Source organism: Thermus neutrinimicus (assembly GCF_022760955.1).
Classification (GTDB): Bacteria; Deinococcota; Deinococci; order Deinococcales; family Thermaceae; genus Thermus; species Thermus neutrinimicus.
Window position 1 is genome coordinate 24,072 of sequence record NZ_JAKTNU010000005.1, and the last position, 25,066, is coordinate 49,137.

Annotated in this window: 26 protein-coding genes and 1 pseudogene; 22 read left to right on the forward strand and 5 right to left on the reverse strand. The window is 65.7% G+C overall.

Annotated elements, in window-relative coordinates; all coding sequences use genetic code 11:
- The first annotated feature begins 17 nt into the window (after window positions 1-17).
- From L0C59_RS04755 to L0C59_RS04785, 7 genes are all read left to right on the forward strand, one after another.
- Window positions 18-1,208, forward strand: a complete 1,191-nt coding sequence (locus tag L0C59_RS04755; RefSeq protein WP_243090063.1) for a DUF5666 domain-containing protein — start codon at window positions 18-20, stop codon at window positions 1,206-1,208.
- 91 nt (window positions 1,209-1,299) lie between these two features.
- Window positions 1,300-1,815: a YceI family protein gene (locus tag L0C59_RS04760; protein WP_243090064.1), complete on the forward strand. Its 516-nt coding sequence runs from the start codon at window positions 1,300-1,302 to the stop codon at window positions 1,813-1,815.
- Window positions 1,812-2,603: a cytochrome c3 family protein gene (locus tag L0C59_RS04765; RefSeq protein WP_243090065.1), complete on the forward strand. Its 792-nt coding sequence runs from the start codon at window positions 1,812-1,814 to the stop codon at window positions 2,601-2,603. Before L0C59_RS04760 ends, L0C59_RS04765 begins: the two co-directional genes overlap by 4 nt.
- An 11-nt stretch (window positions 2,604-2,614) precedes the next feature.
- Entirely contained in the window at window positions 2,615-3,055 is a 441-nt protein-coding gene (locus L0C59_RS04770; RefSeq protein WP_243090066.1) for a hypothetical protein, read from the forward strand.
- Window positions 3,052-3,708 (forward strand): response regulator transcription factor, encoded by a 657-nt coding sequence (locus tag L0C59_RS04775; RefSeq protein WP_243090067.1) that lies wholly within the window; start codon window positions 3,052-3,054, stop codon window positions 3,706-3,708. The genes L0C59_RS04770 and L0C59_RS04775 overlap by 4 nt, the downstream gene beginning before the upstream one ends.
- Window positions 3,705-5,006 (forward strand): HAMP domain-containing sensor histidine kinase, encoded by a 1,302-nt coding sequence (locus L0C59_RS04780; RefSeq protein ID WP_243090068.1) that lies wholly within the window; start codon window positions 3,705-3,707, stop codon window positions 5,004-5,006. The genes L0C59_RS04775 and L0C59_RS04780 overlap by 4 nt, the downstream gene beginning before the upstream one ends.
- A complete protein-coding gene (locus L0C59_RS04785) occupies window positions 4,981-5,547 on the forward strand; it encodes a hypothetical protein (RefSeq protein ID WP_243090069.1) in 567 nt (188 codons plus the stop codon). The genes L0C59_RS04780 and L0C59_RS04785 overlap by 26 nt, the downstream gene beginning before the upstream one ends.
- Before the next feature lie 5 nt (window positions 5,548-5,552).
- Here the strand turns inward: L0C59_RS04785 and lysA are convergent, their stop codons facing one another.
- Window positions 5,553-6,713, reverse strand: a complete 1,161-nt coding sequence (lysA, locus tag L0C59_RS04790) for a diaminopimelate decarboxylase (protein ID WP_243090070.1) — start codon at window positions 6,711-6,713, stop codon at window positions 5,553-5,555.
- 63 nt (window positions 6,714-6,776) lie between these two features.
- Window positions 6,777-7,754 carry a serine hydrolase domain-containing protein gene (locus tag L0C59_RS04795; protein WP_243090071.1) on the reverse strand — a complete coding sequence of 326 codons (978 nt, stop codon included), beginning with the start codon at window positions 7,752-7,754 and terminating at the stop codon, window positions 6,777-6,779.
- A gap of 53 nt (window positions 7,755-7,807) precedes the next feature.
- On the opposite strand from L0C59_RS04795, the gene L0C59_RS04800 reads away from it, so the two are divergent.
- From L0C59_RS04800 to L0C59_RS04820, 4 genes are read left to right on the forward strand one after another with little or no spacing between them, the layout of a single operon-like run.
- Window positions 7,808-8,485 carry a GntR family transcriptional regulator gene (locus L0C59_RS04800; RefSeq protein ID WP_243090072.1) on the forward strand — a complete coding sequence of 226 codons (678 nt, stop codon included), beginning with the start codon at window positions 7,808-7,810 and terminating at the stop codon, window positions 8,483-8,485.
- Window positions 8,482-9,522: an anhydro-N-acetylmuramic acid kinase gene (locus tag L0C59_RS04805; protein ID WP_243090073.1), complete on the forward strand. Its 1,041-nt coding sequence runs from the start codon at window positions 8,482-8,484 to the stop codon at window positions 9,520-9,522. Before L0C59_RS04800 ends, L0C59_RS04805 begins: the two co-directional genes overlap by 4 nt.
- A gap of 9 nt (window positions 9,523-9,531) precedes the next feature.
- Complete coding sequence (gene nagA / locus L0C59_RS04810; protein WP_243090074.1) at window positions 9,532-10,599, forward strand: N-acetylglucosamine-6-phosphate deacetylase; 1,068 nt, start codon at window positions 9,532-9,534, stop codon at window positions 10,597-10,599.
- 46 nt (window positions 10,600-10,645) lie between these two features.
- The gene (locus L0C59_RS04820) at window positions 10,646-11,320 is read left to right on the forward strand and encodes a class I SAM-dependent methyltransferase (protein WP_479729393.1); all 675 of its coding nucleotides are present in this window, start codon (window positions 10,646-10,648) and stop codon (window positions 11,318-11,320) included.
- 21 nt (window positions 11,321-11,341) lie between these two features.
- Here the strand turns inward: L0C59_RS04820 and L0C59_RS04825 are convergent, their stop codons facing one another.
- A complete protein-coding gene (locus L0C59_RS04825) occupies window positions 11,342-12,133 on the reverse strand; it encodes an SDR family NAD(P)-dependent oxidoreductase (protein WP_243090076.1) in 792 nt (263 codons plus the stop codon).
- 29 nt (window positions 12,134-12,162) lie between these two features.
- On the opposite strand from L0C59_RS04825, the pseudogene L0C59_RS04830 reads away from it, so the two are divergent.
- The 10 genes and pseudogenes from L0C59_RS04830 to L0C59_RS04875 form a co-directional block, all read left to right on the forward strand.
- Window positions 12,163-12,351 (forward strand): annotated as a pseudogene (locus L0C59_RS04830) (ABC transporter permease); the annotation flags it as partial.
- 56 nt (window positions 12,352-12,407) lie between these two features.
- On the forward strand, window positions 12,408-13,217 hold the full coding sequence (locus L0C59_RS04835; RefSeq protein WP_243090077.1) for a cyclase family protein: 810 nt from the start codon (window positions 12,408-12,410) through the stop codon (window positions 13,215-13,217).
- Window positions 13,211-13,759: a peroxidase-related enzyme gene (locus L0C59_RS04840; RefSeq protein ID WP_243090078.1), complete on the forward strand. Its 549-nt coding sequence runs from the start codon at window positions 13,211-13,213 to the stop codon at window positions 13,757-13,759. The genes L0C59_RS04835 and L0C59_RS04840 overlap by 7 nt, the downstream gene beginning before the upstream one ends.
- A complete protein-coding gene (locus L0C59_RS04845) occupies window positions 13,756-14,529 on the forward strand; it encodes an ABC transporter ATP-binding protein (protein ID WP_243090079.1) in 774 nt (257 codons plus the stop codon). The genes L0C59_RS04840 and L0C59_RS04845 overlap by 4 nt, the downstream gene beginning before the upstream one ends.
- Complete coding sequence (locus L0C59_RS04850) at window positions 14,516-15,283, forward strand: ABC transporter permease (RefSeq protein ID WP_243090080.1); 768 nt, start codon at window positions 14,516-14,518, stop codon at window positions 15,281-15,283. The genes L0C59_RS04845 and L0C59_RS04850 overlap by 14 nt, the downstream gene beginning before the upstream one ends.
- Window positions 15,284-15,309: 26 nt before the next feature.
- Complete coding sequence (locus tag L0C59_RS04855) at window positions 15,310-16,299, forward strand: ABC transporter substrate-binding protein (protein ID WP_243090081.1); 990 nt, start codon at window positions 15,310-15,312, stop codon at window positions 16,297-16,299.
- A 23-nt stretch (window positions 16,300-16,322) separates the two neighbouring features.
- Complete coding sequence (locus tag L0C59_RS04860; protein WP_243090082.1) at window positions 16,323-17,279, forward strand: TRAP transporter substrate-binding protein; 957 nt, start codon at window positions 16,323-16,325, stop codon at window positions 17,277-17,279.
- On the forward strand, window positions 17,276-17,761 hold the full coding sequence (locus L0C59_RS04865) for a TRAP transporter small permease (RefSeq protein ID WP_243090083.1): 486 nt from the start codon (window positions 17,276-17,278) through the stop codon (window positions 17,759-17,761). The genes L0C59_RS04860 and L0C59_RS04865 overlap by 4 nt, the downstream gene beginning before the upstream one ends.
- Window positions 17,758-19,059 (forward strand): TRAP transporter large permease, encoded by a 1,302-nt coding sequence (locus L0C59_RS04870; protein ID WP_279232524.1) that lies wholly within the window; start codon window positions 17,758-17,760, stop codon window positions 19,057-19,059. Before L0C59_RS04865 ends, L0C59_RS04870 begins: the two co-directional genes overlap by 4 nt.
- A 146-nt stretch (window positions 19,060-19,205) precedes the next feature.
- Window positions 19,206-19,958, forward strand: coding sequence for a LamB/YcsF family protein (locus L0C59_RS04875; RefSeq protein ID WP_243090084.1), 753 nt, complete (start codon window positions 19,206-19,208; stop codon window positions 19,956-19,958).
- A 22-nt stretch (window positions 19,959-19,980) separates the two neighbouring features.
- On the opposite strand, the gene L0C59_RS04880 is transcribed toward L0C59_RS04875, so the two are convergent.
- Both L0C59_RS04880 and ppdK read right to left on the reverse strand, forming a co-directional pair.
- A complete protein-coding gene (locus tag L0C59_RS04880) occupies window positions 19,981-20,961 on the reverse strand; it encodes a TAXI family TRAP transporter solute-binding subunit (RefSeq protein ID WP_243090143.1) in 981 nt (326 codons plus the stop codon).
- 112 nt (window positions 20,962-21,073) lie between these two features.
- On the reverse strand, window positions 21,074-23,665 hold the full coding sequence (ppdK, locus tag L0C59_RS04885) for a pyruvate, phosphate dikinase (protein ID WP_243090085.1): 2,592 nt from the start codon (window positions 23,663-23,665) through the stop codon (window positions 21,074-21,076).
- Between the two features lie 335 nt (window positions 23,666-24,000).
- On the opposite strand from ppdK, the gene L0C59_RS04890 reads away from it, so the two are divergent.
- Window positions 24,001-24,993 (forward strand): pyridoxal phosphate-dependent aminotransferase, encoded by a 993-nt coding sequence (locus L0C59_RS04890; protein ID WP_243090086.1) that lies wholly within the window; start codon window positions 24,001-24,003, stop codon window positions 24,991-24,993.
- The last annotated feature ends 73 nt before the right edge of the window (window positions 24,994-25,066 follow it).

The following is a 25,066-nucleotide window of genomic DNA, read 5'->3' on the forward strand; positions in this document are numbered from 1 at the left end:
AAGGTTGGAGGTGAACCATGGCAAAGGAAACACCTTCCCTCCGGTTGGTCTGGCTGGCCTTGGGTCTAGCCCTCCTGGCCTCCTGCCAGATGAGCCCCTCGGGGTCCGCTCCCCAGGCGGTTCAGGTGGCAGGAGTGGTGGGGGGCACGGAAACTATTCCCACCCTTCTGGGCAAGCCTTTGGACCTACAAGGAGTACCCCTGATCAAGGAGGGGGAAGCCTATGGCGGCCCGGTGCTGCCGGGGATGGTGGTGGTGGCGCAGGGAACCGACCAGGGAAACGTCCTCCGCCTCCAGAGCCTCGAGGTGCGGGTGGAACTCAAGGGCCCCATCGCCGCTCTGGACGGGAACGCCGGAACCCTAACGGTCCTTGGGCAGCAGGTAATCACCGATGCCAACACCCGGATTTATGAAAAGGTAGGGGGTTCTTACCGCAACCTCCTCCCTTCCGATTTGGCGGTGGGCGATTGGGTGGAGGTCCAGGGTACCGCCACGGAAAGTGGCGTCCTCGCCACCTACATCGAGCGCCACCCGGGCCAGGACTCCCAGGTGGAGCTGGAAGGCCGGGCCACTAACCTGGACCAGGCGGCCAAACGCTTCACCTTGAACGGCTACACGGTGGACTACGCCCAGGCAAAGGTGGTGGGATCCCCCACGGAGGGGGTGTGGGTGGAGGTGAAGGGAACCCTTTCCGGGACCACGGTCTTGGCCACCAAGGTGGCGTTCAAGACCTCGGGGAACAACGGGTATGGGGCCTCGAGGCGGGTAGAGCTGGAAGGCCCCATCCTTGGACTTGACGAGGCCGCCAAAACCTTCGGGCTTCTGGGCTATACCGTGGACTATAGCGCTGCCAGGGTGACTGGCACCCTGGCGGATAGGGTTTACGTGGAGGCCAAGGGCCAGGTGGATGCCAACGACCCCACCCTCTTCCACCCCCAGCTGGTGAAGGTGAAGTACCCCAGGAGCTACCCGGCCAAGGCGGAGGCCGAGGGAACGGTAAGCGCCATCGATCACGGCCAAGGCACCTTTGCCTTGGGGAGCCTGGGATTCTATGTGGACCCGAACACCATTCTCAAGCGGGATGACCCCGATCGGCCCATCGCCTTCACCGACATCCAGGTGGGGGATTACGTGGAGGTCAAATTCGACCCCAGCCGCACGGAAGAAGGGCGGTACTATGCGGTAAAGGTAGAGCTCGAGCGCCGCTAGCCGGGCATACCTTGGGGTGGGGCCCTCGAGGCCCCACCTTCTTACGTTCCATTTACGCCTAGATTCTAGCCTCGAGGTGGGAGGTGAGGCCATGGTGCGAGGAATAGCCATGCTTTGGTTGCTGGGATGGGCCATGGCGGCCAACTTCCAGGTACAGGGGGAGGCCACCTATGAGGCCCGGGCCCCCTTGGGAACCTTCCGCGGGGTCAACCCGAGCCTGGAGGGGGTGGTGTCCTTTGAGCCCGGCAAGGGCCTTCTCCAAGGCAGGGTCTGCGTGGACCTTTCCGCATGGGATTCCAAGGAGCCCCTGCGGGACCGCCATACTCGGGAGATGTTCCAAGTGGACCGGTACCCCCAGGCCTGCCTGCTCATCCAAGGCTGGGATGCCAACCAGAACCTGGTTCATGGGGTTCTCAGCCTCCACGGGGTGGAACGAAGGGTGACCGTGCCCGTGCGCCATACCCTGGAGGGTGGGCGGATCCTGCGCTTCGAAGGGGAGTGGGAACTCCTCCTCAGCGACTACGGGCTCAAGGCCCCTAGCTTCATGGGCATGCGGGTGCAGGACCGGGTGGTGGTGCGGGTGAAGGGACAGGGGGTGGCCAAGTGAGGAGGCTTTGGCCCGTACTCCTCTTGGGCCTAGCCCTGGCCGGGGAAGGGGAGCGCTACCTCTACGTGCGTTGGGATGCGGAAAAAGCCCAAGCCTTCCTCTCGAACGGCGCCCCCCTTCCTCCGGGAGTTTCCCTGATCCCCGGCCAGTACGTGGAGGTGAAATACGGTCAGCTCAAGCCCAAAAAGCAGTGGCAAGCGCCTCAGGATCTGGTCAAGGTTTTTCAACCCAAAGAGGCCAGCCGGGTGGTCTTTAGCCACGAGCGCCACTTTGCCGCCCTAGGGGCCAAGGGTAGCACCTGCGATACCTGCCACACGGCCTTAGACGAGAATAAGGCCTGGAAGAGCCTGGCCCCAAGCCCGGCCCTCGAGGCCCACGGGGCCAACTCCTTAGGCCGCTTTTGCGCCACCTGTCACGACGGCAAAACCCACCCCGGAAGGGTTGCTGGAAGTCAAAGCTCCCTTAAGGACCCCATCTTCACCGCTTTTGGCCGCAAGGGCGACGCCTCCTGCGGCCAGTGCCATGCCCCCAAGGACCACGGGCAAGACTTTACTCAGGGCCATGGGGACAAGGCGGAACACGGTGGAGCCAGGGAATGCGCCACCTGCCACCGGGGGGCCCTGAGCATCTCCGCCAAGGAGGTGGCCCAGGTGCAAGCCTTCCAGAAGGCCCAGCTGGCCCTGATTCAAAACCCTGAGGACGAGAAGGCCTTTAACCTGGTCCTGCCCGCCAACTTCTGCGCCTACTGCCACGGGCTGGACGGAGAGGCCTGGGATAGGAAACACTGAAGGAGGTACCCATGCGTGAGGTATTGCTGAAGCGGTTTCCCGAACTTGTCGCCCTCTTCGCCGCCTTGGGTTTCCTAACCCTCCTGGCGGAGCTCCTCCTCACAGGGCACACCGAGGGCATCCAGGCCCTGGCGCCCCTGGCGGCGGCAGTGGGAGCAGGGGTAGTCCTCCTAGGCCTTTGGGTGAGGGGAGGGCGGTTTTGGGCCGTAGGCCTACTCCTCCTCGTGGGGGGTACCGGGCTTGTGGGCCTTGTTCAGCATGCAGAGGAAGCCCTGGAGGCCCTGGCGCCGGCCAGGGTGCAACTGGTGGACAAGGAAGGCAGGGAGTACTTCGCCTACCCGGGCCTAGGGGAAGAGGGGGAAAAGGAAACCCCTCCCCCACCCCTGGCCCCCTTAGCCCTGAGTGGCCTGGGTATCCTTGGGGCCTTGGCCCTTTACGTGCGCACACCATGAGGGTTTTGGTGGTGGAGGACGAGCCTGGGATTTTGGAGCCTATCCTGGCCCTGCTTAAGCGGGAGCGGTACCAGGTACAAGGGGCGAAGAGCCTCCAAGAGGCCTGGGAGCTTCTGGCAGAGGGAGAGCCCGACGTGCTTGTCCTAGACATCATGCTCCCCGAGGGAGAGGATGCAGGGTTCCGCTTCGCCGAGACCCTGCGCCAAGGGGGCTTCCGCGGGGGCATCCTGTTCCTCACCGCGAGGGATGCCCTCCAGGACCGCATCCATGGCCTGGAGCTGGGTGGGGACGACTACCTGGTGAAGCCCTTCCACCTGGAGGAGCTCCTGGCCCGGGTCAAGGCCCTCGCCCGCAGGCACGCCGATTTCAAGGGACGTATCCTGAGAAGGGGCCCCCTCGAGGTGGATCTGGTGGCCAGGCGGGTGACCCTGGGCGGGAGGGAGGTGGCCCTTTCCCCCAAGGCCTTTGCCCTCCTGGAACTCCTGGCGCAAAACCCCGACAGGACCTTTAGCCGTGAGGAGCTCCTCGAGCGGCTCTTCCCGGGAGCCGAAACGGATGCGGTGCTCCGGGTGTACGTGCAAAAGCTCCGCCAAAGCCTCGCCCCTTGGGTGGTGGAAAGGGTACCCGGGGGCTACCGCCTGGGGAAGCCATGAGCCTTAGGGCCCGCTTAGCCTATGCCTTCTTCCTTCTGGCCGCCGCCATCGGCCTCCTTTCCCTCCTTCTGGGGTACGTGGTCTTCCGCAACCTGGTGGAGCGGGACATCGCCCTGGACCTGGCGGAGGTGACGGGACGGGTCCTGAAAGCCTTGGAAATCACCGATGCGGGCCCCAGGCTCAGCCAGGGGGATGTCTTCCTGGGGACCCATTATGTCTTCGGCTTCCGCCTTTCCCGGGATGGAGTGCCCATCCTGGAGGGAGGTTTCGCCCCCAAGGAGGGAGATGCCTGGCGCACGGCCAAGGTCCCCTGGAAAGAGTACGTGTTAGAGGTCCACCTCCGGGTTGAGGAGTACCGGCGGGCCCTTGGCACCTATCTCAGGGCAAGCCTGAGCCTCCTCTTGCCCCTCCTGCTCCTGGCCGCCTTTCTCGGGTCCTACTTCGCCGGGGTTCTTTCTAGGCCCCTGCAGGAGCTGGCCCAGGCGGTGGAAAGCCTCTCCTCCCTTCGCTTTCCCAAACCCCTGGCCCCGGTCCGGGAACGGGAACTCGCCCGGGTTATCCATAGCTTCAACCGCCTGGTGGAGGCGGTCCGGGGAGCGCTGGAACGGGAAAGGCTCCTCACCCGCTACGCTTCCCACGAGCTCCGAAGCCCCCTGGCGGTGCTCCGGAGCCAAGTGGAGGCGCTCAAGGGAGGTCTTCTCCCCTTAGAACGGGTCCTCCCCCACCTGGAAGGTGCCCTGGCCCGCATGGAAAGGACCCTCGAGGGACTCCTGGCCCTAAGCCGAGCGGAGGGGGACCTGGAAGTGGACCTGCTTCCCCTAGAGCTTACGGGGTTCCTGAGGGACTACCTGAAGGGTCAGGAGGGGGTGCGGTTTCGGTACCTTCCCGCTGCGGAAAGTGGTCCAGGGCTAGGCCAACTGGACCCAGGACCCACCGAGCCCGCCTGGATCCTTGCCCATCCCCTTCTGCTGGAAAGAATGCTGGATAACCTCTTGGAAAACGCCCAGCGCCACGGGGCACCCCCGGTGGAGATCGGGGTTGGCGGTGGAAAGGAAGAGGTGGTCATAGAGGTGAGGGACCATGGGCCCGGGGTGACGGAAGAAGCCCTGCCCCACTTGACCCAGCCCTTTTTCCGGGAACGTAAAGAGCGGGAAGGGCTGGGCTTGGGCTTGGCCCTGGTGGAGCAAGGGGTGAAGCGCCTGGGCGGAACGCTGGAACTGGAAAATGCCCGTCCGGGCTTGCGGGTACGCTTGAGGCTTCCGAGGTGGCGCGGTGAGGCGGCGGACCTTTCTCGTTAAGCTTCTCCCCCTCCTGGCTGTGGCCCTCTTGCCCTCAGCATGGGGAGAAGAGGGGAAGGAAGGGGGGAAAAGGAAAAGTGAGGAGGGGAAAAAGCGCAGGGATGAGGCCAAGGAGGATAACCGGTCCACCCCCCGTTACTACGGCCAGGTGGAGGGGGTTGAGGAGGACACCCTCTGGGTGGGTGGCCGGGCCCTACAGGTGCGCACCCCCCTTCTCCCCTACCTGGCCCCTGGCATGGTGGTGGAGGTGGGCCCGGAAGGCCTCGCTGTGCTAAGCCCGGCCACTTGGTCCTACTACCAGGGTCCTGGAAGCCTCGTGGGCCTGGGGCAGGGACCGGTGCGGGCCTGGTGGGGGGAGGGCGGGCTTCTCTGGCGGGTCCTGCCCGGGTATGGCGGGCAGGCCTCCTTGGTGGCTCGGTACCGCCGGGGAACGTGGCAGGCGGTGCCCAAGGGCTTTAGCCTCCCCCGCCCTCCGCAGGAGGGATGGTGGCTTTTAGCCCTGGAGGGCAAAACGGGAAAGTTGATCCGGCGGCTGGAGTGAGCAGGCTAAGCCTCCCCCTCCCAAAGCCGCTCCCAAGGGTCTTGTGCCCGAAGCACTTGCCAACCCTCTCCCGTCCAGAGGAGCTCCAAAGGCCTTGGGGTATCCAGGTAATGGAGGCTCATGCTGCTTCCATAGGCGCCCGCCTCGAGGATGGCAATGGCCTCCCCCTCCCGGGGCACGGGTAGGCGCACCTCCCGGGCCAGGATGTCGCCTGCCTCGCAAGCGGGACCCGCCAGGTCAAAAATCCCTTCCTCCCGGCCCCCTCGCGGGTAAAGGGGCAGGACGGGGTGGCGGGCCCCATAAAGGGCAGGCCGGATGAGGCTGGTCATCCCGGCGTCCAGGAGGACATACCGCCTTCGGGTCTCCTTGAGGCCCACCACCCTGGACACCAGGACCCCCGCCTCGGCCACCAGGTACCTTCCCGGCTCCAACCACACCTGGGCCCCATAAAGCCGGGCCAGGTTCCCCATGGGTCCTCCTAGGAGCTCCAGGGGAAGGTCCAAGGCGAAGCCCCCTCCCAGGTCCAAGACCTCCACCGGCCCCACCTGGGGATGGAGGGCCTCGAGGACCCGATAGCCCTCCAGGAAATCCTCCACCCGGCCCAGGGCCGAGCCCAGGTGGAGGTGAAGGCCCAAAAAGGTTAACCCCCGTTCCCGGATGGACCTCACTAGCCCCGGCACCGCCTCCGGCAACACCCCGAACTGGCTTTCCCCCCTCCCGGTGGCCAGGTGCCCGTGCGTGCTCACCGGGAGGTCCGGGTTCACCCGCAGCAACACCCTGGCCTCGGGAAGGTGCCGGGCCACCCGCCCCACATCCCCTTCGGAGTCCAGCACCACAAGGGGTGCCCGTCCCCTCAGGGCGGAAAGGGCCTCAGGGGTTTTCACCGGACCGTTCCACACCACCTGGTCCGGACTAAAGCCCACCCGGTAGGCCCTGAGCACCTCCCCCAGGGAAACCGCCTCGGCCCCGAGGCCGAGGGCCCTGAGGCGCCGAAGAAGCCCAAGGCGGGGATTGGCCTTCAAAGCGTAGAAAAGGCGGGCAAAGGGGAAGGCTTCCCTCAGGCGCGCCCACCGGGCCTGGATCCGCCCCCAGTCGTAGGCGTAAAAGGGGGTGGGATACCGATCCAAGGCTTCCCGCAAGGCCGTCTGAAAGGCGGGATCCAGCATCCTACCCCTTAAGGCTTCCCAGGGTAAGGCCCTGGATGAAGTAGCGCTGGGCCACATCCTCCGTCATGTCACCTCCGCGGCCAGGGCATTTCCCACCGCCCGCCGCAAGGGGGCCAGGGAGGGGCGGTGCCGGGTGGGATGCACGGCGTTGGTCAAAAGGGCCCAGGCGTACCCCCGCACGGGGTCCACCCATAGCCCCACCCCGGTGAAGCCCGTGTGGCCGAAGGCCCCTTCCGAGGCCAGGCTCCCCCCTTGCCAGCCAAGCCTTTTCCTCTCCCAGCCCAAAAGCCTTTCCCCATGGGGCCTTGCCATTTCCTCCAAGGCCGCCCGGGAAAGCCAGGTGCCCTGGAGGATGGCCGAAAGCTGGTCCAGCACACCCTCGAGGGTGCCAAAAAGCCCCGCGTGCCCGGCCGCCCCCCCAAGGGCAAAGGCGTTTTCGTCGTGCACCTCCCCCCTTAGCACCCGCTTCCTCCAGGGGCAAAGCTCCGTGGCCGCGCTCCGCTCCTTGGGAGGGGCAAAGGTGAGGCCAGGCGGTAGGGGAAAGTGGGCTAGCGGCCTGCCCCGCACCCGCTCCAGCAGGATCCCCAGGAGGATGTAACCGATGTCGGAGTAAGTGGGTTCCCCCAAGGGCCAGGGGTGTTGCAGCACCCGGGCCTTTAGGGCCTCCCCCTCTCCCCAGGTGTACAAAGCCTCCCAGGCGGGGAGGCCTGCGGTGTGGGCCAAAAGGGCCCGCACGCTTACCCCCTTAAGGGGATGGTCCTTAAGCCAGAGGATCTCGGGGAGGTGCTGGGAGAGGGGGTCATCCAGATCCAAAAGGCCCTCCTCCACCGCCCGCAACACCTCCCGCAAGGTAAAAAGCGGTTTGGTAAGGCTCGCCAGGTCAAAGTAGAAGCCCTCCTCGAGGGGCACGGGCTCAGGCACCTGCTGAGCCAGGCCCAGGTGGAAGGCCTCCCTGCGCCCATCGGCATACACCACCCCAAAGGCCAGCCCAGGCACCACGCCCCGGACCACCGCCTCCTCCAAGAGGGCCCTGGCCCGCATGGCCCCAAGTGTATAACGGTCTGCCATTGGTAGGCAAGTGGTAGAATGGCGCCATGGCCCACGGCCCCCTTTACCTGGAACTGGCCCGGCGGCTCAGGGAAGGCATCCTGCAGGGCAACTTCCAGGACACCCTCCCCCCAGAACGGGCCTTGTCCGAGGCCTTCGGGGTATCCCGGGACAGCGTGCGCAAGGCCTTGGACCTTCTGGAGGAGGAAGGCCTGGTGGTGCGCCGGCAAGGAAGCGGCACCTTTGTGGCCAAAAGGGCCACCTTCCGCACCCGGCTCAAGGGGTTTAGCGAGGAGATGGAGGCCCTGGGGATGAGGCCCGGCACAAGAACCCTGGGAGTGGAAAAGGGCCCGGCCACCCCGGAGGAGGCCATGGCCCTGGGGCTATCCCCGGGGGAGGAGGTGCTCCGCCTGGTGCGCCTCAGGCTTGCGGACGGGGAGCCCATGGCCCTGGAACGGGCCACCTTGCCCGCCTGGGCCCTGGAGGAGGCCCCCCCGGGTTCCCTCTACCGGGCCCTCGAGGCCAAGGGCCTTAGGCCCGTGCGCGCCCTGCAACGCCTCCGGGCCGTGGCCGCCCGAGAAGAGGCCAGGCTCCTGGGGGTGGAGGCAGGAAGCCCCCTCCTTCACCTGGAAAGGATCAGCTACCTGGAGGACGGAAGGCCCATAGAACGGGTGAAAAGCTGGTACCGGGCCGACCGGTACGAGCTCTTGGTGGAGCTCTCATGAGGGTACTGGGCCTCATGTCGGGAACCAGCGCCGACGGGGTGGACCTGGTTCTGGCGGAGTTCACGGGCTCCCCTCCGGATGTGGTTCACCGGGTCCTGGCCCACCGGGAGGTGGCCTACCCGGAGGAGCTTAGGACCCGGGTGCTTCGGGCCATGCGCCACGGGGACACCCGGGAGCTCGCCCTCCTCCACCACGACCTGGGGCGGTTCTATCTGGAGGCCGCGCTCCCTTTCAAGGGAAGCGCTCACTTGGTGGCCCTTTCGGGCCAGACCGTCTGGCATGAGCCACCCCGGGCCACCTTCCAGCTGGGGGAGCCCAGCCACCTGGCCCTGGGCCTTAAGGTGCCGGTGGTCCACGGCTTCCGGGGCATGGACCTGGCCGCAGGAGGCCAAGGGGCTCCCCTGGTGGCCTATCCGGACCTCCTCCTTTACGGGGAGGCGGGAAAGCGCAAGGCCGTGCACAACCTTGGGGGAATCTCCAACCTGACCTATTTCCAGGGAAAGGATCCCAGCTCCCTGTTGGCCTTGGACACCGGGCCTGGGGTCTGCCTTTTCGACGAGGCTGCGGGCACCCTAGGGCTCAGCTGGGAAGAGGCCACGGCCCTGGCGGAGGAGGCCAAGCCTGATGAGGAGGCCCTCAGGGCCTGGCTTTCTCATCCCTACTTCCAGGCCCCCCCACCCAAGACCACGGGACGGGAGGTCTGGTGGCTTGGGAACCTCTCTCCCCTCCCCCAGGAAGCCGGGACGCTCCTCCGCTCCCTTTTGGAGCTAACCGCCAGAAGCATCTTCCTAGCCTACCGCCGGTTCGTGGGCAGGGTGGACCGGGTCCTATTGGCGGGGAGTGGGGCGAGGAACCGGGTTCTGGTGGGGCTTCTCTCCCAAGAGCTTCCCGTGGAGCTCATGGGGAACCCGAAGGTACGGAAGGCCCTGGCCTTCGCCCTCTTGGGCTACCTGTACGCCATAGGGGAGGTGAACGTGCTGGGCCGGGCCACGGGTGGGCGCAACCTAAGGGCCGGCCAGGTGGTGTACCCAGACTAGGAGAAAGGCATGCTGCAAGGTCACATCCTTACCCCTCACGGCTTCCTGCGGGGCCGGCTCCACTTTTCCCAGCGCATCGAGGCCCTAGAGGAGGCCCCCGTGGAGGGCCCCTACATCCTCCCGGGCTTCCTGGACCTCCACGTGCACGGGGGAGGAGGCAGGGAGGTGATGGAGGGCCAGGAGGGCGTGGAGGCCACGGTGCGCTTCCACCTCCGCCACGGCACCACCGGCCTTTTGGCCACCACCGTGACCGCCCCCTTAGGGTCGCTGGAAAAGGCTCTTAGGGGCATCCGAGAGGCCATGGAAGGTCCCCTAGGGAAAGCCCTTCTGGGAGCCCATTTAGAAGGTCCTTTCCTCAGCCCAGGCCGCCTGGGGGCCCAGCCCCCCTTCCCTCTCCCCCCTGATAGGGAGGCGGCCGAGCTCCTCCTCTCCCTGGCCCCTGTACGGGTGGTAACCCTGGCCCCCGAGCTCCCCGGGGCCTTGGGGCTCATCCGCTTCCTGGCGGAAAGGGGCGTCCGGGTCCAGCTGGGGCACACGGAGGCGGGCTACGGGGAGGCCCTGTCCGCCCTGGAGGCGGGGGCGGTGGGCTTCACCCACCTCTACAACGCCATGACCGGCCTGCACCACCGCTCCCCGGGGGTGGTGGGCCTGGCCCTGGAGCGGGGGGCGTGGGCGGAGATCATCCCCGATGGCCTCCACGTGCACCCTGCCGCCCTCCGGCTGGCCCTGCGGGCCATCCCCGGGCTCTACGGGGTGAGCGATGCCGTGGCGGCGGCGGGGATGCCGGATGGGGTCTACCCCTTGGGGGCCCACCGGGTGGAGAAGCGGGGGGAGGGGGTGTGGCTGGGGGAGTCCCTGGCGGGGAGCACCCTCACCCTGGACCGGGCCCTCAGGAACCTGGTGGCCTGGGGGTTGCCCCTGGAGGAGGCCAGCAGGCGGCTATCCCTGTACCCGGCCCGGTACCTGGGCCTATCCGACCGGGGGGAGATCGCCCCCGGCAAGCGGGCGGACCTGGTGGTGCTGGACGAGGCCCTGAGGGTGGTGGAGGTGTACCTGGAAGGGGAACGGGTAGCCTAGCGTCCCCTAAGGATCCCACACGTCCCTTGGCCCATCCCCCAGGAGGTTGAAGCCCAGAACCGTGAGCAGGATCCCCACCGCCGGGGCCGTGGCCGCCCAGGGAGCCTCTTCCGGCCACACCGCCCTGGCCCTAGCCCCCCTTGTGCGGGAAGTCATCGGGCTCGACCTGACCCCAGCGATGGCCATGCCCTTCGCTCAGGCCGCCCACGAACGGGGCCTGGGCAATGTCCGCTTCCTGGTGGGGGACGCCGAGTCCCTGCCCTTTCCTGAGGAGGAGTTCCACCTGGTGACCACCCGGAGGGCCGCCCATCACTTTCCCCACCTCCCTAGGGCCCTGACCGAGATGGCCAGGGTGCTAAGGCCAGGAGGCCGCTTGGGAATCGCCGATATGGTGGCCCCGGAAAACCCAGAGGCCGCCCATCTCTTCAATGCCCTCGAGGCAACCCGGGACAACTCCCACGTACGGGCGTATACCGTGGAGGAGTGGCTGGGGCTCATCGGGGACGTGGGCTTGAACCTTCTTCACCTCGAGGCGTTTGAGGAGGAGGTCGCCTGGCTAGATTGGCTCTATCCCCTTGACCCGGAGGGGTGGGAGGCTAAGCGGGCGGAGGAAGTTCTGGCCCAGGCCTTCCCCGGGACCCGCTCCCTGGTGGTCCGGGAAGGGCCAGGGGGCCTGACCCTCATCAAGCGCCGGATGGTCCTGGTGGCCCTGAAGGGCTAGGGCCCAAACTTGGCGAAAACCTTAAAGGGGCGGGGTGAAGCGCCCGTCCACCGCCGTCCAACCCCCATCCACCAGGAAAAGGGTGCCGGTCACGTAACTGGAGGCGGGTGAGGCCAGGAACACCACCGCCATGGCCACCTCCTCGGGCCTTCCCCAGCGTAAGAGAGCGGTTTTCTCCGCATAGGCCCGGTACCAATCCGGGTGGGCTTTGATGGGAGCGGTGAGGGGAGTTTCTATGGGCCCGGGGGCGATGGCGTTGGCCCGCACCCCAAAGGGCCCGAGCTCGGCAGCCAAGGTGCGCATAATCTGAAGGATCCCCGCCTTGGTGGCCGCATAAACCCCTTGTCCCGGTTCCACCACCAAGGCCCTTATGGAGGCAAAGGCGATGAGGCTTCCCCCCCTTTGCTCCCGCATCACCCGCCCCCCAGCCCTTAAAAGCCGCAAGGTCCCCTTCAGGTTCAGGTCCACCACCCGGTCGATCTCCTCGTCGCTGTAGTCCAGAAGGGGCTTGCGCACATTGATGGCCGGGGTGGAAACCAAGGTGTCCAGCCGGCCATAGGTCCGGTGCACCCTCCCCACCAGGGCCTCGGCCTCTCCCCTGGCCGCCAGGTCGAGGAGGTGGGCCTCCGCCACCCCTCCCTGCTCGCGGATGGCCTCGAGGGTCTCCTCCAGGCCCCCTTCATCCCGGTCCGCCAGCATTACCTTGGCCCCAAAGGCCGCCAGGGCCTCCGCGGAGGCCCGCCCGATTCCGGAGGCCGCCCCCACCACCATGGCCACCTGCCCCTCTAGGTCAAAAAGTTGCCGGTAGTTCACCGCCACCTCCTTTCGTTTAGGCCAGCATACTCTCCCACCTGGGCCTTGGCGTCCAACCCCCAAGCCCGAGCCTTGGCCGGATGCTCCGGGAAGCCCAAAGCTTCCTTACCCTTTCCCCCTATCCGGCCCTGGTTCCCGGGCTGGCCCTTTCCCTGGCCGTCTTGGGCTTTAACCTCCTGGGGGATGGCCTCCGGGACCGCCTGGATCCCCGGCGTTAGGGGCTTGCATACCTTTGCAGGCACGTGGTAACTTGCCCCTGACAAAGGAGGAAACCATGTGTGCCCCTCTGGTGATGGAGGAAGTGGCCAAGCAGATCTCCCGTAGGGCCCTCCTGGGCGCGGGCCTGGGGTTTCTTGCAAGCCGGGCCGTGGCCCAGGCGCAGGTGCCGGGCAAGGCCTTCAGCCGGGCGGTGGACCTCACCCACGAGCTCTCCCCGGAGATCCCCCTCTTCCCAGGAGCCGAACCCATGCGCATCACCACCCTGGTCACGGTGCGGCAAAACGGGTACTACGGCAACCGCATAGATTTCTGGGAGCACTCGGGAACCCATATGGACGCCCCCGCCCACTTCGCGGAAGGGGGGCTCACCGCGGAAAAGCTACCCGTGGAAACCCTCATCGCCCCCCTGGCCGTGATCCACATCCATGAGAAGGCCGCCCGTAACCCGGATGCCCAGGTGAGCGTGGACGACATCCTGGCCTACGAGCGCCAGCATGGCCGCCTGCCCAAGGGAGCATTGGTGGCTATGCACTCCGGCTGGGAGGCCCGCTGGCGCGACCCCAGGGCCTTTTTGAACCAGGACGCCTCGGGCACCCTTCACTTCCCCGGCCTCTCCCCGGAGGCGGCGGAGTTTCTGGTGCGGGAGCGGGAGATCGCGGGGGTAGGCGTGGATACCCTTTCCCTGGACTTCGGCCCCTCCAAGGACTTTAAGGCCCACGTAACCCTGCTAGGAGCAGGAAAGTACGGCTTGGAAAACCTGGCCAACCTGGCCCAGGTGCCCCCTGCTGGGGCTCTTATCTTCGTGGGAGCCCCCAAGCACCGGGGGGCCTCTGGGGGGCCCGTGCGGGCGGTGGCGGTATGGTGATCTCCTGGCTACGGGTTCCGGAGGAAGGGGAGCTCGCCCCAGAGGTCCGGGAGCTTTTCGCCCGGTTCCGGGAGAAAACGGGCTTTGTGCCCAACGTGGCTAGGGCCTTTGCCCTGAGCCCCAGGTTTCTCCTCTGGTTCCGGTACTATGACGCCCTCATGCGGGGGGAGGGCCTCCTCAGCCGGGAGGAACGGGAGGCCATGGCCGTGGCCATCAGCGGGGAGAACCGGTGCGAGTACTGCGTGGCCAGCCACAAGCGCTACCTCGAGGACCGCACCGGGGATGGGGCGCTCCCAGAGGTTTTGGCCGCCAACCCTCGCAGGGCGGAGATGCCTAAAAGGATGCGGGCCCTGGTGCAGTTTGCCCTCAAGGTCACCCACCAGCATTACGCCATGACCGAGGAGGACCTTGTCCCCTTGAGGGAAGCGGGTCTGAGCGACGAGGCCATCCTCGAGGCGGCAGAGGTGGCTGCCATGTTCAACTTCACCAATCGCCTCCTCAACGCTTTAGGCATAAAGCCCAACCCCGAGTACTACGCATGAGCTTCCTGGAGTTTAAGCAGGTTTCCGTGGCCTTTGGCTCCTATGTGGCTGTGGAAGGGGTGAGCCTCCGCCTGGCCCCAGGCGAGTTCGTGAGCCTGGTGGGCCCCACGGGGTGCGGGAAGAGCACCCTCCTAAACGCGGCGGCGGGGCTTCTGGCCCCCACCCAAGGGGAGGTCCTCCTGGAGGGGAGGCCCCTTAGGGGGTTGAACCCTGTGGCGGGCTACCTTTTCCAACAGGACGCCATCCTGCCCTGGAAGACCGCCCTGGACAACGTGGCCTTGCCCCTGGTCTTCCGGGGCCAGTCCTGGAGGGAAGCCCGGGAAAGGGCCCAGGCCTGGCTGGAGAAGGTGGGTTTGGGACGGTTTCCCCGCCACTATCCCCACCAGCTTTCCGGGGGGATGCGCAAGCGGGTGGGGTTGGCCCAGGTGCTCATCGCCAACCCCAGGCTCCTCCTCATGGACGAGCCCTTTTCCGCCCTGGACGTGCAGACGCGGCAGCTCATGGAGAACGAGCTCCTCAGGCTCTGGCAGGAGGATCGCAAGACCGTGCTCTTCGTCACCCACGACCTGGAGGAAGCCATCGCCCTTTCCGACCGGGTGGTGGTCATGTCGGCGGGGCCCCGCTCCCGGGTCATCGGGGAGTTCCCCATACCCCTTCCCCGGCCCCGGGATGTGGCGGAGATCCGGCTTACCCCGGAGTTCTTGCGCCTGCACCGGGAGATCTGGGAGCTCCTAAGGGGGGAGGTGATGCGGGCCCATGCGGGGGCTTAGGCTACGGCTTTGGCAGGCAGGGTTGCTCCTCTTCTTCCTCGCCTGGTGGGAGTGGGCCTCCAGGACCGGCCGTCTGGACCCCTTCTTCTTCTCCAAGCCCTCCGAGATCGCGGGAAGGGTCTGGCGCTGGTTCAGCACCGGGGAGATCTACCCCCACCTTTACATCACCACCCTGGAGATGCTCCTGGCCTTTTTCCTCGGAACCCTACTCGGGGTGGTCTTGGGGCTTTGGCTGGCCTTGGCCCCCAGTGTGGCGGCGGTCTTAGACCCTTACATCAAGGCCTTAAACGCCATCCCTCGGGTAGTCTTAGCCCCCATCTTCACCCTTTGGTTCGGCCTGGGGGTGCTCTCCAAGGTGGCCCTGGGGGTCACCCTGGTCTTTTTCGTGGCCTTCTTCAACACCTATCAGGGGGTTAAGGAGGTGAGCCCTGTGGTCCTGCAAAACGCCAGGCTCCTGGGGGCCCGCCCTGGCCACCTCCTCCGCCACGTCTATCTTCCCTCCGCGGCCAGCTGGATCTTCTCCAGCTTAAGGACCTCCATCGGCTTCGCGGTGATCGGGGCCGTGGTGGGGGAGTACCTGGGAAGCGCCGCCGGCCTGGGTTACCTCATCGCCCAGGCGGAGGGGGTCTTTGACACCACCGGGGTCTTCGCCGGCATGGTGGTGCTCATGGCCTTCGTGTTGCTGCTGGATGCCGTGGTGGGCCAGGTGGAAGGGCGTCTAGTCCGCTGGCGTCCTAGAATGGAGGGGGAATAGCGTTCAAAAGGAGGAAAGGAGGGAATATGAGGAGGCTGGTTGTGGCGCTTTTGGTGTTGCTCTTGGCGGTGGGCCTAGCCCAGAAGCGGGTGGTCTTGGGAGTGGGGGGAAAAACAGCGGTGGTCTACCTACCCCTCACCGTGGTGGAGCGCCTGGGATACTTCAAGGAAGAAGGCCTGGACGTGGTGATCCAGGACCTGCAGGCGGGCTCGAGGGCCCTCCAGGCCCTGGTGGGGGGAAGCGTGGAAGTGGTCATGGGCTTTTACGACCACACCATCCAGATGCAGGCCCAGGGCAGGGACATCGTGGCCTTCGTGCAGGTGGGGCGCTATCCGGCCATCGTGCTGGGGGTGCGCTCGGACCTAGCGGACCAGGTGCGAAGCATTGCCGACCTCAAGGGTCGGAAGGTGGGGGTCACGGCCCCCGGAAGCTCCACCCACTTCTTCCTCAACTACCTCCTGGTGAAAAACGGGCTTAAGCCCACGGACGTGTCCGTGATCGGCGTTTCCGTGGGGGCCCAGGCGGTGGCCGCGGTGCAAAACCGCCAAGTGGACGCCATCTCCAACGTGGAACCCGCCATCACCCTTCTGGAGGAAAGGGGCCTCATCAAGATCCTGGCGGACACCCGCTCCACCAAGGGAACCCGGGAGGTTTTGGGCGGGGAGTACCCCGCCGCCGTCCTCTACACCACCCGGGCCTGGCTGGAGAAGAACCCCGACACCGCCCAGCGCCTGGTGAACGCCATGGTGCGGGGCCTCAGGTGGATGCAGGGCAAGACCCCAGAGGAAATCGCCGCCGTATTACCGGAGGAGTACTTCCTGGGTGACCGGGCCCTCTACCTCAAGGTCCTCAGGAACTCCCTGGAGGCCTTCTCTCCCACGGGGCGCTTTAGCGACACGGCTCCTTTAAGGCCCCTCACGGTACTTTCCGCCTTTGACCCCAACGTGGCCCGGGCCAAGATCGACCTCAAACGCACCTACACCAACGAGTTCGTGGACCGGGTACCCAAGCGGTAGCATGGGATAGGAGGTGCATAGGTATGCGGATCCTTTTAGCAGGCCTAGCCTTATTGGCAGTAGCAGCCCAGGCCCAGAGCTGGAACATGGCCAGCCCGTATCCCCCGGCCAACTTCCACACCCAGAACATTCAGCAGTTCGTAAAGGAAGTGGAGGAGGCCACGGGGGGCCGGCTGAAGATCACCGTCCACCCCGGAGGCTCCCTCTTCCCCCATCCCCAGATCCTGCCCGCGGTGAGGAACGGGCAGGTGCAGATGGGGGAGGTGCTGATGTCCCTCCTGGCCAACGAAAACCCCATCTTCAACCTGGACTCCATCCCCTTTGTGGCCACCAGCTACGAGGAGGCCCGCCGGCTTTACCAGGCCCAGCGCCCTGAGGTGGAAAAGTGGCTGGCCCAAAGGGGAGTGGTCCTTCTCTACGCCGTTCCCTGGCCGCCTCAGGGGCTTTATACCAAGCGGCCCGTGAACACAGGGGCAGATCTAAGGGGCATGCGGTTCCGGGCCTACAACCCCGCCACCGCCCGGTTGGCAGAACTCCTAAGCATGCACCCGGTGCAGGTGGAAGCCGCCGACATCCCCCAGGCCTTCGCCACCGGGATCGTGGAGGCCATGATTACCTCCCCGGTCACCGGGGTGGACAGCCAGGCCTGGGATTTCGCCCGTTACTTCTACGACGTGAAGGCCTGGATCCCCAAGAACATGGTGGTCATCGGCCGGCGGGCCTTTGAAAGCCTCTCCCCCCAGGACCGGGAAGCCCTGGTGCAGGCGGCCAAGCGGGCGGAGGAGCGGGGCTGGCGGCTGAGCCAGGAACAGGAGGAGAAGGCCCTCCAGACCCTGGCAAGCCGGGGCATGCAGGTGGTGAAACCCTCCCCTGCCCTCCTGGCCGACCTCAAGAAGGTGGGGCAGACCATGATCCTGGAGTGGCAGAAGCAGGCGGGGGCTACCGGGGTGAAGGTCTACCGCCAGTACCTTGGACGATGAACCTCTTGGGAAAGGCCCTCGAGGGCCTCTTCCGCCTATCCCAGCTCCTGGCGGCCCTCATGGGCCTTTTTATCCTCCTGGTGATCCTGGCCCAGGTGGCGGGGCGGTATCTGGGCTTCGTGGTGCCCTCGGCTCTGGAGATGGCCGGGTTCGCCACCGCTGGCCTCATCTTCCTGGGCCTTGCCCCCACCCTGAGGGCCGGGGGGCATATCCAGGTGCGGCTCTTGTTGGGAAAGCTTCCCCCTAAGGCCCGTCGTCCGCTGCAAACCTTCGCCCTGGGGCTGGGATTCCTGGCTGCCTTTTATGCCTCCGTTCAGGCGTGGCTAAAGGTGGCGGAGAGTTTCCACTACGGGGACCTGGCTCCAGGCCTTCTCCCCCTTCCCCTGTGGCTACCCCAAAGCTTTCTGGCGCTGGGCCTTAGCCTCTTCACCCTTGCCCTCCTCGAGGCCTGGCTTAAGGCCGTACAGGGGGTGGAGGGATGAGCCTTCTCCTGGAGGGCCTTATCCTGGTGGGCCTCCTTTTCCTCCTCCTGGCCCTGGGGGTCTACGTGGGTTTGGCCCTCCTCCTGGTGGGCCTGGCGGGCCTGGCCTTCTTCACCACCGCCCCCCCAGGGTCCAACCTGGCCACCGCCCTATGGTCCGCCACCTCCGGATGGAGCCTGGCCGCCTTGCCCCTTTTCGTGTGGATGGGGGAGGTTCTCTACCGCTCCCGGCTGGCCCAAGGGCTCTTCCAGGGGCTAAGCCCCCTCCTCTCCCGCCTTCCTGGGGGGCTACTCCATGTGAACGTGGTGGCCAGTGCCCTCTTCGCTGCCGTCATCGGCTCCTCCGCTGCCACCACCGCCACCGTGGGCCGCTTCACCCTACCCGAACTCCTGCGCCGGGGTTATCCCAAGCCCCTGGCCTTGGGCTCCTTGGCCGGGGCCGGAACCTTGGGCTTCCTCATCCCCCCCAGCGTCATCATGATCGTCTACGGGGTCATGGCCGAGGTTTCCGTAGCCCGGCTTTTCATGGCCGGGGTGGTACCCGGAGCGGTCTTGACCTTGCTCTTTATGTTCCTGGTGGCCCTCCTGGCCTTTCTCTACCGCCGCCAACTGCCCCAGGAACCCAGGACGCCCCTCGGCCAGACTTTGGGTGGCCTTCTGGCCGTTTTCCCTGTGCTCTTTCTCATCCTCCTGGTCCTGGGCTCCATCTATCTTGGGGTAGCCACCCCCACGGAGGCGGCGGCCATAGGGGTAGCGGGGTCCCTCCTCCTGGCGGGGCTAAACCGGGAGCTATCCCCCAGGATGTTCTGGGAAAGCCTGATGGGAGCCATACGCACCACCAGCATGATCGGCCTGATCCTGGCAGGGGCCGGGGTTTTGACCCTGGCCATGGGGTTCACCGGGATCCCCAGGGCCTTGGCCACCTGGGCGGTGGAGGCCGGGATCACCCCCGTGGCCCTCATCTTCTTCCTGAGCTTGGTTTACCTCGTTCTGGGCTGGTTTCTGGACGGGATCTCCATCGTGGTCCTCACCATCAGCGTGATCCTTCCCGTGGTGAAGGCCATTGGCGTGGACCCCTTGTGGTTCGGGGTGTATCTGGTGATCATGGTGGAACTGGCCCAGATCACTCCTCCTGTGGGCTTCAACCTCTTCGTCATCCAGTCCTTAACCGGGGAGGACCTCTTCCATATCGCCCGGTATGCCTTCCCCTTCATGGGGGTACTGCTCCTTATGGTGGTTCTCCTCATGCTGTTTCCCGGAATGGCCACCTGGCTGCCCCGCACCATGACCGGGGGATAGGGTGCAGGTCATCCCTTTGCAGACGGGATTCCCGGCAAGGACCCATAGGGGCTACCTGGGCGCATGTGCCCGAAGCCATTGCCACGTTGGACCTCTTCTGCGGGGGGACGGAGGTTAAGCTTACTCTGTAAGGAAAGGAGGTCGGCATGTTCATAGACCTCAACGCCGATGCTGGAGAGTCCTACGGGGCCTTCACCTACGGTCACGACCGGGAGATCTTCCCCCTGGTGACCTCGGTGAACCTGGCCTGCGGCTTTCATGGGGGTAGCCCCGTCCGGATGCGGGAGGCGGTAGCCCTGGCCAAGGCCCATGGGGTGGCGGTGGGGGCCCACCCAGGCTTCCCCGATCTGGTGGGCTTTGGCCGCAGGGACATGGCCCTGAGCCCTGAGGAGGTATATGCGGACGTGCTCTACCAGATAGGAGCCCTCTACGCCTTTCTGAAGGCGGAGGGGCTACGCCTCCACCACGTGAAGCCCCATGGGGCCATGTACCTTAGAGCCTGCCGGGACCGGGAAACCGCCCGGGCCATCGCCGAGGCGGTGAGGGCCTTTGACCCTGAAGTGCCCTTGGTGGTGCTTCCTGGCACCGTGTACGAGGAGGAGGCCCGGAAGGCAGGGCTGAGGGTGGTCCTCGAGGCCTTTCCCGAACGGGCGTACCTGAAGAACGGCCAGCTGGCCCCCCGCTCCCTCCCAGGAAGTTGGATCAGCGACCCCGAGGAGGCTGCCCGGCGAGCCCTCAGGATGGTTGTGGAAGGAAAGGTGGAGGCCCTGGACGGCGGAGACGTAGAGGTCAGGGCGGAGACCCTCTGCATCCATGGGGACAACCCCAACGCCCCCAAGGTGGCACTGGCGGTGCGCAGGGCGCTGGAGGAGGCGGGGATAGGGGTTAGGGCCTTTTGAATCAGGGTCTACCGCCCTGCATTCACCGCCAGACGCCCTTCTCCCGGAAGAAGCGCACAGCTCCCTCGTGGTAAGGAACCTTTCCCCCACGGGAGCGTACGGCATTTTCTAAGTTGGTATCCCGGGCGGGAGCCACCGCCGTATACAGGGTAGGGAGGTTTTCAAACACCGCTTTGACCATGGCATAAGCTAGCTCCTCAGGAAGGCTGGCAGGACACACAAACACGTTCCAAAACGTTAGGGTCGGGGTGTCGTAGCGGGTGTTGTATACGCTCTTGGGGATGATTCCCGTATCTACTACCCCGGGAAAGCGGCGCATGAGGACCTGAACCGGAGTGCTTTCCTTGGCAAGGGGAACCAGATAAAGCCGCTTTCCCTTGCGGGATAAGCTACCAGAAAGCTCCAGAATGCTTCCGGTCGGAAGACCCCCGGACCAGAAGAAAGCATCCAGGTTACCCTCAGAGAGCATCTGGGCACTTTCCGCTACCCGGATCCTTTCCCACTTAGCAAAGTGAACCCGGGGATCGAAGCCAGGAAGAGCAGCGGACATAAGGACTCGGGCCTCGTACTCAATAATACCCCCCGGCACCTCCGTGGAAACCCGCTTTCCCTTTAAGTCCTGGAGCACACGGATGCCACCGCCCTCCGTGGTTACCACGTGGAAGTAATTGGGGTACATAGTGAAAAGAATACGCACAGGTACCGGCTTCCCTTGGAAACGCTCCTCCCCCTGGTATGCCATTAAAGTAGCATCTGGAAGTGCCGTGCCGCAATAGTAGATGCCCCTGGCCGCATCTGTACGGTCTCGGAGAAGCATCAAGTTCTCTATAGATCCCCCAGACTGCATGGCTTGAGCTTGAACCACCCCGCTTTTGGTTAGGATCTCCGCCACCGCGGTACCGTAGTAGAAGTAAACTCCTCCGATGCCCCCGGTACCGATAAGAACTTGCGGTTTCTGGGCCAGAGCCAAACTTAGAGCCCCCAGTAGGAGATAGGCATACAGACCCTGCTTCACGATGGCCTCCTCGCCTGGACCTTAGTTTAACTTACACGAAGGCTGGTCGTGTCAAGAGGGCTTGCGCCCCTCAAAATATCCTGCTGACTAAAAGCCGAGTTCACCCGGTAAGGGTTGAGGCCCGAAGCCCTGCCTGGGCCGCGGCAAGCCGGCCGGTGAGCACCCTGAAGGGGCTTGCTGAGGTGTAATCCAGGAGGTCGGCCACGAAGGCCACGCTACGAGCCTCGCCTCCATGTTCCCCGCAAAGCCCCACCTTAAGCCTGGGGTTAGCCCGCCTTCCCTCCTGCACCGCAAGCCTAAGAAGCCTTCCCACTCCCTTCTCGTCCAGGCGCTCCGTGGGGTCGAAGGGGAAAAGCCCCTCTTCCACGTACCGGGGCAGGAACTTGGCGGCATCATCCCGGGAAAGGCCAAAGGCCATCTGGGTGAGGTCGTTGGTGCCAAAGCTGAAAAAGTCCACCAGGGGAGCGATCTCCGAGGCCAGAAGGGCTGCCCTTGGGGTCTCGATCATGGTGCCGAAGGGAATGGGGCCGTATTCCCGGAAAAGCTCCTCCGCTAAAGCCTTGGCCCGTTCCACCTCCTTGGGATCCGCCACCAGGGGAATCATGACCTCCGGGCGGGGGTCAAAGCCCTCCTCCCTAAGTTCCTTGGCCGCCTCCAGGAGTGCCCGAAGCTGCATCTGGAAGATGCCCGGCCTGAGGAGCAAGAGCCGGATGCCCCTGAAGCCCAGCATGGGGTTCTGCTCCGCCAGGGCCTTGGCCCGCCCCCAAAGGGCCTTGGCCTCCTCATCCCCGGCCTCCGCCCGCGCCTTTAGTTCCTCGAGGGAGGGCAGGAACTCGTGAAGGGGAGGATCCAGGAGGCGCACGGTTACCGGGAGTCCATCCATGGCCCTGAGGATGCCCTTGAAGTCCTCTTTCTGGAAGACAAAAAGCCGCTCCAAGGCCTCGGCTTCCTCCTCCGGGGTGCGGGCCAGGATCAACCGCCTGACCCAAGGCAGGCGTTCCTCCTGGAAAAACATGTGCTCGGTGCGGCAAAGCCCGATCCCCTCAGCGCCGAAAGCCCGGGCCCTTTGGGCATCCAGGGGGGTGTCGGCGTTGGCCCTGACCCCCAGGGAGCGGTGGGGCTCCGCCCAGGCAAGAAGCTTTTGCAAAAGCTCCTCCCCTGTCGCCTCCGCCAGGGGCACCGCCCCCAGGTAAACCTCCCCGGTACCCCCGTCCAGGGTGAGGAGGTCCCCTTCCTGGATCTCCAGGCCCTCCACCCAGGCCCGGCCTTCCTCGGGGACCACCCTCAAGGCCTCCGCCCCCACCACCGCGGGCACCCCCAGGCCCCGGGCCACCACCGCTGCATGGGAGGTCAAGCCTCCCCGGGCGGTGAGGATTCCCTTGGAAAGGTACATCCCGGTGATGTCCTCGGGGGTGGTTTCCGGGCGCACCAGGATGGTGGGAAACCCCTGGGCCGCGTAGCGCTCCGCCGCCTCATTGGTGAAGACCGCATGGCCGAACGCCGCCCCTGGGCTTGCGGGAAGGCCCTTCAGAATGGGCCTGGGAGCCTTCTCCCGATCCACAGTGGGCTTGAGGAGGCCAGGCAGGGCGTTGGCCTCCACCCGGAGCACCGCCTCCTCCTTGCCGATCAGGCCCTCCTCCGCCATCTCTACGGCGATGCGCACCGCAGCCTGGGCCGTGCGCTTACCGGATCGGGTCTGAAGCAGGTAAAGCCTCCCCCGCTCCACGGTGAACTCAAAATCCTGCATATCGCGGAAGTGGCGCTCCAAGAGCTGGGCCACCCGCTCGATCTCCCCATAGAGCTCGGGGGCGTACTCCTTCAGGCGGGAGAGGGGCTCCGGGGTGCGGATGCCCGCCACCACATCCTCACCCTGGGCGTTCCGCAGGTACTCCCCGTACAGGCCCTTCTCCCCGGTGGCGGGATTGCGGGTAAATCCCACCCCGGTCCCCGAGTCTTCCCCCAGGTTCCCGTAGACCATGGCCTGGACCACCACCGCCGTGCCCAGGTCCTCGGGGATGCCGTAGATGCGGCGGTAGGTCTTGGCCCGGGGATTCAGCCAGCTACGGAAGACCGCCTCGATGGCCCCCCTTAGCTGAAGCCAGGGGTCCATGGGGAAGGGGGTACCCCGTTCCTCCAGGTGGCGCAAGTACTGGAAGGAAAGGGCCTCGAGGTCCTCGGGGGAAAGCTCGGTGTCGCTTTGCACACCCCGCTTTTCCCTTAGGGCCGAGAGCAGGCCCTCAAAGACCTCCGCCTTCTCCCCCAAGACCACCTCCCCGTACATGGAAAGGAGCCTCCTGAAGGCATCCCAGGCGAAACGGGGGTTGCCCGTGGTTCGGGCCAGGCTTTCCACTCCTTCCAAGGTGAGGCCCAGGTTAAGGATGGTGTCCATCATCCCGGGCATGGAGACGGGAGCCCCACTCCGCACGGAAACCAAAAGGGGAGGGATACTCCCCTCCCCTTCGCCAAAGCGCTTACCTACTAGGCCCTCGAGGGCCGAAAGCTTGGCCCGGACCTCCTCCCATAGACCCGGCACCGCCCCCTCCCTCAGGAAGCGGCGGCAAGCCTCCGTGGTGACGATAAGGGCTGGGGGAACGGGAAGCCCCGCCTGGGCCATCTCCACCAGACCAAACCCCTTGCCGCCCAAGAGGTCCCGGGAAAGGCCCCGGGCCTCGGAAAGGAGATACACCTGCATATGCGCGCCCACGCCCCCAGTTTCCTCCTGGGCATGGAAGCGTGGAAAGGTGTAAGGTCCGCAGGTCTACACCGCCTTGTGCCTGCACACCTGGGCCTGGTTACCGGTAGGCTTTTCTCGTGGCCTCGAGGCTTGCGGCCCTCCCTTCCGGCGTACTCTTGGGCACGGTGAGTGAAGGGAGCCTGCTCCCGCCCTCCCCCTCGTGGCCCGGACCCACTTCGCCGCCACCCTCCTTATCCTCACGGGCCTCATGAGCCTTTCCGCCTGGCTGGTGCGGGCCCGGGGGTAGGCCCAAACCACACTCCAGAGGAGCGGGAAGGGCATAGCATGGGGCCATGGTGGACGATGTGCTCAAGCCCATCCACGGCGGAGCCGACGGGGGTCCCGACCCCCTCCATGACTTCTCCACCAACGCCAACGCCCTGGGGCCCAACCCGGTGATCCTGGAGTACCTCAGGCGGGCCGACCCAAGCCGCTACCCCGACCCCCTCTACCGCAGAACCCATCGTCTCCTGGCCGAGGCGCATGGGGTTCCGGAGACCCACGTGGCCGTGGGCACGGGCACCAGCGAACTCATCCACCGTCTGGCCCGTTGGAGCTACCTAAGGGGCCCCATCCTCCTCCTGAAGCCCACCTTCAGCGAGTACGCCAGGTCCGCCCGGGCCCTGGACCTGCCCCTGTGGGAAGCAAAGAGCCCGGAGGAGTTCCTGAGGCTTCTGCCTCGGAGCTCCCTGGCCTTCCTCTGCGTGCCCAACAACCCCACGGGGGAGGTTTACCCTTTTCTGAAGGAGGCAGCAGAGCGGGCCGGAGGGGCCTTGGTCCTGGACCTGGCCTACTACCCATTTCTGGAAACCCCCATTCCCTTGCCCCAGAGGGCCTGGCGCCTCTACAGCCCCAACAAGGCCCACGGCCTCACCGGGGTGCGGGCTGGCTACCTCCTGGCCCCCTTGGACCTTACCTTTTTCCGCCACCTGGCTCCTTCCTGGCCGGTCTCCGTCTACGGGGAGGCCCTCCTCCTGGGCCACCTGGACCCGAGGGCCCAGGCGTGGTTGGAGGAAACCAAGGGGGAACTCCTCCGCCTCCGCCGCCTCCTGGCCCAGGGGCTACGGGAGCTGGGCCTAACGGTGCGGGAAAGCCCCGCCAACTTCCTCCTGGTGCGGGTGGGCCGGGCCACGGAGGTGGCCACGAGGCTTAGGGAAAGGGGCATCCGTGTAAGGGACGCCACCAGCTTCGGCCTGCCCGAGTGGCTTAGGCTTTCCGCCCAGAGGGAGGAGGCCATAGAGGCCCTCCTGGAGGCCCTCGCCGAGATCCTGGCCGCAAGGGTCTGAGGGTTGCATTGCCCAAAGGGCAAATCCATAGGGGATTGAACCCTCATGTGCGCGGAAAAGAAGCAGCCCAAAA